Here is a 10,438-nt window from a genome sequence, read left to right on the forward strand (position 1 = left end):
GGCAGCGCACGTGCCGCCGGGCGCGACACGGGAGCCGGGGGCGCCCGCGGTGATCGCGGGTGCGGGTCCGACCGAGCCGGGGGCGTCCGCGGTGATCCCCGGTGCGGGACCGGCCGAGCCGGCGGCAGGGCGGCCCGGGGAGCGACCTACCGTGCGGCTGCGGGAGGACAGCGACTCCGGAGATGCGCCGCGGTACGCGCCCGAGTGGCTGCGGCTGCGGGAGGGCGCCGACGCGGCGGCGCGGTCGGGCGAGCTGCTGGACCCGCTGCGGATCCGGCTGGCCAACCTGCCGGGGCGCTCCCGCGGGCTCGTCGTGCACGACCTGGGCTGCGGCACCGGCTCGATGGGCCGCTGGCTGGCGCCCCGGCTCGACGGCGCGCAGCACTGGGTGCTGCACGACCGCGACCCCTATCTGCTGCACTTCGCGGCCGTGGCCGCCCCGCGCTCCGCCGCCGACGGCAGCCGCGTCACGGTGGAGACCCGGCGCGGCGACCTCGCCCGGCTCACCCCCGACGCCCTCGCGGGCGCCTCCCTGGTGACGGCGTCCGCGCTGCTCGACGTCCTCACCCGCGACGAGGTCGACACCCTCGCCGCCGCCTGCGCGGGCGCCGGATGCCCGGCGCTGCTGACGCTGTCGGTGGCCGGCCGGGTCGAACTGACCCCGCGCGACCCGCTGGACGGCGAGATCACCGAGGCGTTCAACACCCACCAGCGGCGCTCCGGGCTGCTCGGCCCGGACGCGGTCGACGCGGCCTGCGAGGCCTTCACCGACCTCGGCGCCACCCTGCGGGTGCGGTCGAGCCCCTGGCGGCTCGGCCCCGGCGACGCCGCGCTGATCGTGCCGTGGCTGCGCGGCTGGGTGGGGGCCGCCGTCGAGCAGCGCCCCGAACTCGCCGCGCCCGCCCAGAAGTACCTGGCGGCCCGCCTCGCGGCCTGCGCGGCGGGCGAGTTGCGGGTCACGGTCCACCACAGCGACCTGCTGGCGCTGCCCCGCCCGGCGAACGGGGCGTCGTGACACCGTCCCGCGCGCTGCGCGCCCACCTCGGCACCGCCGCCGGCGTCGCCCTCCTCGCCGTACTCCTCTGGCGGCTGGGCACCGGCCCCTTCCTGGACGGTCTGCGGCGGATCGACGGCACCGCCGTGCCGGTGGCGGTCGGCATCGGCGTGGTCACCACCGCGTGCAGCGCGTGGCGCTGGCAGCTGGTGGCCCGCGGGCTCGGCATCGCGCTGCCGTACGGGCCGGCGGTGGCGGACTACTACCGGGCGCTGTTCCTGAACGCCGCCCTGCCCGGCGGCGTCCTCGGCGATGTGCACCGGGCGGTACGGCACGGGCGCGACGCGGGCGACCTCGGCCGGGGCGTGCGGGCGGTGGTGCTCGAACGGGCCGCCGGGCAGGCGGTGCTGGCGGTGGCCGGCGCGGGCATCCTGCTGGCCGTGCCGTCCCCGGTGCGCGCGGAGGCCCGGCAGCTCGCCCTGCCGGTGGCCGTCGCCGCGCTGGGCGCGGTCGCGGTCGGGGTGGCAGTACGGCTGAACCGGGGACCTAGGGGGCGTACAAGGGGACGGCTCGGGGCGGAGGTCCGGGCGGCGCTGTGCTCGCGGCGCGACGGGCCGAAGGTCGCCGTCGCGTCCGTGGTCGTCCTGGCCGGGCACCTCGCGATGTTCCTGGTCGCCGCCCGGATCGCCGGCAGCGACGCCCCCGCGCTGGTGCTGCTGCCGCTCGCGGTGCTGGCGCTGCTCGCCATGAGCGTGCCGCTGAACGTGGCCGGCTGGGGGCCCCGCGAAGGCGTCACCGCCTGGTCGTTCGGCGCCGCCGGGCTGGGCGCGGGCGAGGGCCTCGCGGTCGCCGTGGTCTACGGCGTGCTGAGCCTCGCCGCGAGCCTGCCCGGCGCCCTGGCCCTCGCCGCCCGCCGCCCCGCGGGCCGCTACACCCGGTCCGCATCCCCGGCGGCGGCCGACCCGGCAGAGGCCTCCCCGGCGGCGGCTTCCCCGGAAGCGGCCGGCCCGGTGGTGGTGAGCAGCTCGAAATACGGGGCGAAGGAATCCACCAGGCTCGCCAGCAGTTCCTTCCCCTTTTCCGCGGTGCCCAGGGAAGGCCGCCCGATGACCCCGGAATCGGTATAGGCGGACATACCGGTGGTGAGCAGATGACGCCGGTCGTCGGCGACGAAATCGGCCGTCTCATATCCGGGGCGGACGGATTCCGGATGCGTGTGCAACAGGATGGAGGTCTCTATTTCGCCCGCGTGCATGTCGGTGAGCAGCGAGGTCACCACCTTCGCCCGCTCCCGCGCCGTCTCCCAGTCCTCCGGGGCCGGGAAGAGGGCCATGCGCTCGCCGCGCGCGGCGGACTCCTGGACCACGTTGCCCAGGACGTAGTTCCCGCCGTGCCCGTTGACCAGCACCAGCGCCTCGACGCCGGACCGGCGCAGCGAGGCCGCCATGTCCCGTATCACCGCGTGAAGGGTCACCGAGGAGATGCTGACGGTTCCCGGCCAGGCCGCGTGCTCGTGCGAGCAGGAGACGGTCACCGGAGGAAGGAGGTGCACCGGGTACGCGGCGGCGATGTCCCGGGCTATCGCGCAGGCGACGAGCGTGTCGGTGGCCAGCGGAAGGTACGGGCCGTGCTGCTCGAAACTCCCCACCGGAAGAACGGCGACCTGCCGTGGCACACCGGCCCCCCGAGCGCGTACGTCCTCCGTGGTGTCCGCCGGCAACAGACCCGAACCATTCATTTCTTCACGGCCTTTCGTCTCTGTTTGAGGAACTCAGATCATGACAGAAAACATCGGCGTCATCGGCGGAAAGCCGGCGCACCGCACCGGCGTGGAACGCGTGGTGAATGCCCCGCTGCCGACCGTGTACGGACGATTCCAGGCGATCGGATATCTCGACCACGACCGCGGTGAGGAGCAAGTGGCGCTCGTCCACGGCGAACTCGGCGCCGAGGGTGTCCTGACCCGGCTGCACTCGGAGTGCCTGACCGGCGACGCGTTCGGCTCACGGCACTGCGAGTGCGGCGACCAGCTGGCGTCGGCGCTGCGCGCGGTGGTGGCCGACGGGGCCGGTGTCGTCGTCTACTTGAGAGGGCACGAGGGCCGTGGCATCGGGCTGCTCGGCAAGTTGCGGGCGATGGCGCTGCAGGCGGAGGGCCTGGACACGGTCGAGGCGAACCTGGCGCTGGGCCTGCCGGTGGACGCCCGCGACTACGGGTCCGCCGCCAGGATCCTGGAGGACCTGGGCGTACGGTCGGTGCGGCTGATGTCCAACAACCCCGGCAAGCGGGAGGCGTTGCTGCGGCACGGCATACAGGTCGCCGAGCAGGTGCCGCTGCTCATCCCGCCGTGCGAGAACAACATCACCTACCTGCGCACCAAGCGGGAGCGGATGGACCACCATCTGCCCCACCTGGACGCGGTGGCCCACTGGTCCTGAACGGGCGCGGGGGACGGGTCACGGCAAGGGCGGCCCCGGCGGGAGGGGGCCGCCCCCGCGCCCGCGACGGTGGAGGAACCGGCTCAGCGGGTCGACGACGGGGACGACAGCGGTGCGACCACCTCGTGGACCAGCCGCTTGAGATCCGGGTACACGGTGTGCGAGCCCCGCGGCCGCAGCTGGGTGAGGAACTGCACGGTCAGGTCGCGGCTCGGGTCGACCCAGAACGTCGTCGTCGCCACCCCGCTCCAGCCGAAGGTGCCGAGACCGGAGGGCGCCTGGGTGCGGGACGGGTCGATCACCACGGACACGCCGAGCCCGAAGCCGACGCCCTCGTTGCCGGGTGCGTCGTGCGCCGGGTGGCTGCCGAAGGAGCGCAGGTCGGCGCCGCCGGGCAGTTGGTTCGCGGTCATCAGGTCGACGGTCTGCGGGGCGAGCAGGCGCACGCCGTCCAGTTCGCCGCGGCGGCGCAGGAACTCCATGAACCGGTGGATGTCGTACGCGCTCGCCACCATGCCGCCGCTGCCCGACAGGAACCGCGGCCGGCCGTGCAGCGGCAGCCCACGGATCGGCTCGATCCCGCTGCCGTCCTCCTTCTCGCCGTACAACTCGGCGAGCCGACCCGCCTGTTCCCCGTCGACCTCGAACCCGGCGTCCGGCATGGCCAGCGGGCGGAAGATCCGCTCGGCGAAGAACACGTCCAGCGGCTGCCCGGACACCACCTCGATGATCCGGCCGAGGACGTTGCTGGCCACCGAGTAGTTCCACTGCGTCCCCGGCTCGAACTGGAGCGGCATCCGCGCGTACACCTCGACCGTGCCCGCCAGGTCGGTGCCCGGCGCCACCGACGAGTCCAGACCGGCCTCGCGGTAGAGCGCGTCGACCGGGTGGGTGTGGTAGAAGGCGAAGGTCAGGCCCGCGGTGTGCGTCATCAGATGCCGGACGCGTATGGGCCCGGCCGCGGGCCGCGTACGCACATCGGCGCCGGAGCCCTCCACGTACACACGGGCGTCGGCGAACTCCGGCAGGTACCGGTCCACCGGGTCGTCCAGCGCGAGCCGTCCCTCCTCCACCAGCAGCAGCGCGGCCACCGCGGTGAACGGCTTCGTCATGGAGTAGATCCGCCACAGCGTGTCCGGCCGCACCGGCGCCCCGGCGGCGATGTCCCGGTGGCCGTACGTGGTGAGGTGGGCGACCCGGCCGCCGCGCGCGACGGCCACGAGGAAGCCGGGCAGCCGCCCGTCGTCCACCTGCCGGGCGAAGTGCCGGTCCAGCCGCCCCAGCGCCCGCGCGTCCAGTCCCACGGCCTCCGGTTCGACCTCTGTGCGCAGCTGTGCCATCGCTCTCCTCCGATCGCGTCGTTCGAGGTGCGATCGGGCATACCCCATGCGGACGCCCTCAGACCTCATCGTCCCTCTTACCTGCGGCACGCCGCGCCCTGTGGGGGGCGTCTGCCCGCCCCCTCGCTCAGGTGCGTGACCAGCCGCCCACGGGGCGTCGCCGGCGGCCTCACCCGGTCTCACGTCCGGCCACCGCCGCCGCGCCGTCCCGCCCGTCCCGCTCGGCCTGCTCAGCGTCCTCCCGCGCCGCCCGCCCCGGCAGTGCGCACGCGAGCACCGCGCCCGCCCCGCACAGCACGGCGAAGGCCAGCAGCGGGGTGCGCAGGGAGCCGAGATGGGTGAGCAGGGTCGCCGCGGCCACACCCAGGGCCGGGCCGACGTTCAGCGCGGTCTGCTGGAGGCCGCCGGTGACCCCGGAGGCGTCGGCGGGGGCGTGCCGCAGGGCGACGTGGGTGGCCGCGACCATCACCGTGCCGAAGCCGGCGCCGGCCAGCGCGAAGCCGGCGGTGAGGGGGAGGAGGGCGGACGCGGCGGAGAGGGCCGCGACACCCGCGGCGAGCACGAGCAGGGCCGTGACGATCGTGCGCCGCGCGCCCGCCCGGCGCAGCAGGACCGCGCCCAGGGGAGCGGAGGCGATCAGGAACAGGGCCAGGGGGAGGCTGCGCAGGGCGCTCTCGAACGCCGTGAGCCCGAGGGTGTCCTGGAGGAGGTAGACGCAGACGAACAGCGCCCCGTGCAGCGCGGCGGACGCGATGACCAGTACGCCGAGCGCGGACCGGACGGCCGTGGAGCGCACCACGCCCGCGGGCAGCAGGGGGTGCGCGGTCCGCCGCTCGTGCCGGACGAGGACCATGGCGGCGACGGCGGCGACCTCCAGCGCCGGTGCCGCCGAGGCGAGCCCGCCGGAGTCCGCGACGCCGGCCAGGCCGTGCACCAGGGCGGCCAGGGTCAGGGCGAGCAGCAGCGCGCCGGGAAGATCGAGCCGTACGACGAGGCGCGGCGGCTCCGGGGTACGGGCGGTCAGGGCCAGCAGTCCGAAGAGCGCGGCCGGTGCGACGTGCGCGAAGAACACCGCGCGCCAGCCCAGCTCCGTCACCAGCGCCCCGCCGAGCAGCGGACCCGCGGCGGCCGCCACCCCGATCGCGGCGGTGCGCGCGGCGAGGGGGCCGCGCAGCCGGTCCGGCGGGCAGGCGGCGCGCAGCATGCCCAGCGTGGCGGGCTGGAGCAGCGCTCCGCACACGCCCTGGGCCACCCGCAGCGCGATCACCCAGCCGATGTCGGGCGCCAGCCCGATCCCGGCCGACGCGGCGGCGAAGCCGAGCATGCCGAGGCCGAACAGCCGCCGGTGCCCGTACCGGTCGCCGAGCCGCCCGGCGAACACCAGCAGCGCGGCCACCGCCACGAGATACCCGGTCGTGGTCCACTGCGCCTGCGCGAAGGAGGCGCCGAGGTCCCGTTGCAGGGTGGGCTGGGCGATCGTCAGGAGGGTGCCGTCCAGGGCGACCACCACCGCCCCCGCGACGCTGCTCGCCAGCGCCAGGCGGCGGTTCACCGGCCCGGCCCGGGGCCGAGATGGGCGTCGACGGCCATGTGCAGCAGCGGGCCGAAGTCCTCGCTGCCGGTGGCGAGTTGCAGACTTCCCCAGCTCCACAGCTGGGCCATGCCGTGCAGGTTCGCCCACAGCGCGCCCGCCACCGCCCGGGCGTCGGCGTCGGGACGGGCCCGGCCGGCCAGCTCCACCAGGACGCCGAACAGCGGCAGACTGGTGTCCCGCAGCCGCAAGTGCCCGCTGGCCAACAGGTCGTGACGGAACATCAGCTCGAACATGCCGGGGTGGTCCAGCGCGAACCGCAGGTAGGCCCGGCCGAGCGCGGCGATCTGCTCGCGCGGGCTCGCCGTACCGTCCCCGACCGCCTCGCTCACCCGCTCGCCCAGCGTCTCGAAGCCCCGCCGGGCGATCGCCGACAGCAGTTCCCGATGGGTGAGGAAGTGGCGGCGCGGCGCTCCGTGGGAGACCCCGGCCCTGCGGGCGATCTCCCGCAGGGTCAGCGCCCGGGCGCCCTCCCGGTTCACCAGGTCGACGCCGACCTCCACCAGCCGGGCGCGCAGGCCCCCGGGCTCCCGATCTTCCGCCACAGTCATGGACGGTGTCTACCAGGTCGCCGTAGACACTGTCTACTCGTGCTGCCGCGGGAATGCGGACCGCCGCGGACGAGTTGACCGACGCATGACCCAGGACGACGCCCTGCTGCACCTGCTCTCCGCGAGTCACGACGGAGTGCTCGTCACCCTCAAACGCGACGGCCGCCCCCAGCTGTCCAACGTCAGCCACGCCTACGACCCGGACGAGCGGATCCTGCGTGTCTCCGTCACCGACGACCGCGCCAAGACCCGCAACCTGCGTCGCGATCCCCGCGCCTCGTACCACGTCACCACCGCCGACCGCTGGGCCTACGCGGTAGCCGAGGGCACCGCCGACCTCTCGCCCGTCGCCCGCGACCCGCACGACGAGACGGTCGAGGAACTGATCCGCCTCTACCGCGCCGTCCGCGGCGAGCACCCCGACTGGGACGACTACCGGGCCGCCATGGTCCGCGACCGGCGCCTGGTGCTGCGACTGCGCGTCGAGCGGGTGTACGGCATCCCGCCCCGCCAGGGGCTGTCAGAGCCGGTTGAAGGTCCGTGACACACCGGCGACCACGGCCGTCGCCAGGATCCAGCCGGTGAGGACCAGGACGTACGACAGCGCCTGGTGCCGGCCCTCGGGCGCGAACGCGGCCTCCTGCCCGAAGGAGATCACCGGCAGCAGCAGGTCGAGGGTGTAGAACACCGGGTTGAAGTCCGGCGCCTCGCCCGGCTTCAGCGGCGGCGGATGCTCCAGGGCGTAGGCGACCGAGCCGACGGCGAGCAGGGACAGCAGCCAGCCGAAGGCCCGCATCGGCCGGAAGCCGTAGCCGACGGCGGCGTCCTGGACATGGCCCCACAGCCGGCCGTGCCAGGGGAGGGTGGAGCGGTGCCGGCGGTGTTTGGCGAGCTGGACCAGCCGGGCCGCGTGATCGTCGCCGATCCGCCGGTAGGCGGCGGTCAACTGCTCGTAGGCGTGCGGGACATAGCCGTCGCCGTCCCGCTCCAGCATCGGCAGCCGCCGCTCCGCGGGCTCGTGCGGGGTCAGGGAGGTGTAGCCGAGGCCGCTGATCAGCACCCGCCGCGGCAGCATCTCCGGCTCCACGAACAGCACCTCGACCTGGGCGCGGCGCAGGTTCAGCGTGCCCTCCATCGCCGGTCCCCGGCGCAGCCACAGCTCCCCGATGGTGGCGCTGGTCGCCCGCAGCGCCGCGTCGGAGGGGTTGGACAGCCGGGCGTACGACAGGTCCAGGCGGCCCGCGATCCGCGCGCCGCGCAGTCCGACCCAGCCGTGCACCTGGGCCTCCCGCAGCAGGAAGTCCCCCTCCACGGTGAGGGTCTGGGCGTCGATGACGATGCCCCGGTCCGGGTCCCGGTCGAGCCGGGCCTCCCTGAGGTCGACCGAGCCGGTGACCGAGGCGCCGTTCAGCCGTATCTCGCCGCGGGCGCGCAGCCGGGGCGCCCACAGGTCGTCACTGATCACCGCCTGGTTGAGCTTGAGCGCCGGCCCCGCCCCGTCCGGCGCGCTCAGCTCGGCGTCCTCCAGGAAGAGCGCGCCGGATATCTGGGTGCCCGCGAGCTGCACCGGCCCAGAGATCCGGCAGCCGCTCAGCCGCAGGGTGCCGTCGACGCGGGCACTGCCGAGGCCGAGGCCGGGGAGGACGGAGCCGTGCAGGCTGAGCCGGCGCAGCTGGATGCCGTACAGCTCGGGCCGGTCGGTGAAGTGGCAGTGGCTGAGGCGGACCGGATGGGAGTCGAGGAGGGCGTGGGTGAGGTCGAGCGGGCCGGTGATCCGGGCGCCGCTGACCTTCATGGCCGCGATCTCGCCGTCCTCCTGCGGCGCGCGCAGCAGCAGGGCCTTCAGCACCGGGGCGCGCAGGGTGCGTTCGGGACCCCAGGAGGCCCCGTCCGCGGCGTCCTCGCCGTCGCGGGTGCGGAAGTCGACCCGCTCACCGCGGGCGAAGGCCCGCCAGACGCGCAGTTCGGCCGGTGTCAGATCGTCGATCTCCATCAGCCGCGACTCTGGCGGGCCCGTTGGGCAGTGTCAACTCACGCCGTGGGGCAGGGCGTTCCGCTCGGCGACGAGGCGAGCGGAACGGAAGGTCCTCCCCAGGGCGTCTACTTCTTCGCCGACTCGACGGCGTGCCCGCCGAACTGGTTGCGCAGCGCGGCGATCATCTTCATCTGCGGCGAGTCGTCCTGACGCGAGGCGAACCGCGCGAACAGCGAGGCCGTGATCGCGGGCAGCGGCACGGCGTTGTCGATGGCGGCCTCCACCGTCCAGCGGCCCTCGCCGGAGTCCTCCGCGTAGCCGCGCAGCTTCTCCAGGTGCTCGTCCTCGTCGAGGGCGTTGACCGCCAGGTCCAGCAGCCAGGACCGGATGACCGTGCCCTCCTGCCAGGAGCGGAACACCTCGCGGACGTCGGTCACCGAGTCGACCTTCTCCAGCAGCTCCCAGCCCTCGGCGTAGGCCTGCATCATCGCGTACTCGATGCCGTTGTGGACCATCTTCGCGAAGTGGCCCGCGCCGACCTTGCCCGCGTGGACATAGCCGTACGGCCCCTCCGGCTTCAGCGCGTCGAAGATCGGCTGGATCCGGTCCACGTGCTCCTTGTCGCCGCCGACCATCAGCGCGTAGCCGTTCTCCAGGCCCCACACGCCGCCGGAGACACCGGCGTCGACGAAGCCGATGCCCTTCGCGCCCAGCTCGGCGGCGTGCTTCTCGTCGTCACTCCAGCGGGAGTTGCCGCCGTCGACGACCGTGTCGCCGGGCTCCAGCAGGTCCCCCAGCTCGTCGATGACGGACTGGGTGGGCGCGCCGGCCGGGACCATCACCCACACCGTGCGGGGCGCGTCCAGCCGCTCGACGAGTTCGGCGAGGTCGCTCACGTCGGACAGCTCGGGGTTGCGGTCGTAACCGATGACGGTGTGGCCGGCGCGGCGGATCCGCTCGCGCATGTTGCCGCCCATCTTGCCCAGGCCGATGAGTCCGAGTTGCATGATGATTACTTCTCTTCCTTGAGGTCGCGGTACGCCGCGACGAGGGCGGCGGTGGAGGGGTCGAGGCCGGGCACGTCGGCGCCCTCGGTGAGCGCCGGTTCGACGCGCTTGGCGAGGACCTTGCCCAGCTCGACGCCCCACTGGTCGAAGGAGTCGATGTTCCACACGGCGCCCTGCACGAACACCTTGTGCTCGTACAGCGCGATCAGCTGGCCCAGCACCGACGGGGTCAGCGCGGGGGCGAGGATCGTGGTCGTCGGGTGGTTGCCGTGGAAGGTGCGGTGTGCGACCTGCTCCTCGGCGACGCCCTCCGCGCGGACCTCGTCCGCGGTCTTGCCGAACGCCAGCGCCTGTCCTTGCGCGAACAGGTTGGCCATCAGCAGGTCGTGCTGGGCCTTGAGGTCGTCGCTCAGTTCGGCGGCGGGGCGGGCGAAGCCGATCAGGTCGGCCGGGATGAGCTTGGTGCCCTGGTGGATGAGCTGGTAGTAGGCGTGCTGGCCGTTGGTGCCGGGCGTGCCCCAGACCACCGGGCCGGTCTGCCA

At 74.3% G+C, this 10,438-nt stretch carries 9 protein-coding genes and 2 pseudogenes; 4 read left to right on the top strand and 7 right to left on the bottom strand.

The window, feature by feature from the left end:
• Positions 1–91 precede the first annotated feature (91 nt).
• Positions 92–1,015: a methyltransferase domain-containing protein gene (locus AB0K92_RS32900; RefSeq protein ID WP_365928948.1), complete on the top strand. Its 924-nt coding sequence runs from the start codon at positions 92–94 to the stop codon at positions 1,013–1,015.
• Positions 1,012–1,818: pseudogene (locus tag AB0K92_RS32905) on the top strand (lysylphosphatidylglycerol synthase transmembrane domain-containing protein); the annotation flags it as partial. The gene AB0K92_RS32900 and the pseudogene AB0K92_RS32905, both read left to right, overlap by 4 nt.
• Before the next feature lie 104 nt (positions 1,819–1,922).
• Here AB0K92_RS32905 and AB0K92_RS32910 read toward each other — a convergent pair.
• Complete coding sequence (locus AB0K92_RS32910; protein WP_365928939.1) at positions 1,923–2,732, bottom strand: creatininase family protein; 810 nt, start codon at positions 2,730–2,732, stop codon at positions 1,923–1,925.
• A gap of 40 nt (positions 2,733–2,772) precedes the next feature.
• On the opposite strand from AB0K92_RS32910, the gene ribA reads away from it, so the two are divergent.
• Entirely contained in the window at positions 2,773–3,432 is a 660-nt protein-coding gene (ribA, locus tag AB0K92_RS32915; protein WP_365928940.1) for a GTP cyclohydrolase II, read from the top strand.
• 83 nt (positions 3,433–3,515) lie between these two features.
• Here ribA and AB0K92_RS32920 read toward each other — a convergent pair whose 3' ends face one another.
• The 3 genes from AB0K92_RS32920 to AB0K92_RS32930 all read right to left on the bottom strand — a co-directional run bounded on the left by AB0K92_RS32920 (position 3,516) and on the right by AB0K92_RS32930 (position 6,914).
• Positions 3,516–4,772 carry a serine hydrolase domain-containing protein gene (locus AB0K92_RS32920; protein WP_365928941.1) on the bottom strand — a complete coding sequence of 419 codons (1,257 nt, stop codon included), beginning with the start codon at positions 4,770–4,772 and terminating at the stop codon, positions 3,516–3,518.
• A gap of 169 nt (positions 4,773–4,941) precedes the next feature.
• Positions 4,942–6,324 (bottom strand): MFS transporter, encoded by a 1,383-nt coding sequence (locus AB0K92_RS32925; RefSeq protein WP_365928943.1) that lies wholly within the window; start codon positions 6,322–6,324, stop codon positions 4,942–4,944.
• Positions 6,321–6,914, bottom strand: coding sequence for a TetR/AcrR family transcriptional regulator (locus AB0K92_RS32930; RefSeq protein ID WP_365928944.1), 594 nt, complete (start codon positions 6,912–6,914; stop codon positions 6,321–6,323). The genes AB0K92_RS32925 and AB0K92_RS32930 overlap by 4 nt, the downstream gene beginning before the upstream one ends.
• An 85-nt stretch (positions 6,915–6,999) precedes the next feature.
• Between AB0K92_RS32930 and AB0K92_RS32935 the strand changes: the two genes are divergently transcribed.
• A complete protein-coding gene (locus AB0K92_RS32935; RefSeq protein ID WP_365928945.1) occupies positions 7,000–7,458 on the top strand; it encodes a PPOX class F420-dependent oxidoreductase in 459 nt (152 codons plus the stop codon).
• Here AB0K92_RS32935 and AB0K92_RS32940 read toward each other — a convergent pair.
• From AB0K92_RS32940 to AB0K92_RS32950, 3 genes and pseudogenes are all read right to left on the bottom strand, one after another.
• The gene (locus AB0K92_RS32940) at positions 7,435–8,907 is read right to left on the bottom strand and encodes a membrane-associated oxidoreductase (protein WP_365928946.1); all 1,473 of its coding nucleotides are present in this window, start codon (positions 8,905–8,907) and stop codon (positions 7,435–7,437) included. The genes AB0K92_RS32935 and AB0K92_RS32940 overlap by 24 nt on opposite strands.
• A 107-nt stretch (positions 8,908–9,014) precedes the next feature.
• On the bottom strand, positions 9,015–9,896 hold the full coding sequence (gnd, locus tag AB0K92_RS32945) for a phosphogluconate dehydrogenase (NAD(+)-dependent, decarboxylating) (protein WP_365928947.1): 882 nt from the start codon (positions 9,894–9,896) through the stop codon (positions 9,015–9,017).
• A gap of 5 nt (positions 9,897–9,901) precedes the next feature.
• Positions 9,902–10,438, bottom strand: a pseudogene (locus AB0K92_RS32950) (glucose-6-phosphate isomerase); the annotation flags it as partial.

It is taken from the genome of Streptomyces sp. NPDC052687 (genome assembly GCF_040678395.1).
In the GTDB taxonomy this organism is placed as follows: Bacteria; Actinomycetota; Actinomycetes; order Streptomycetales; family Streptomycetaceae; genus Streptomyces.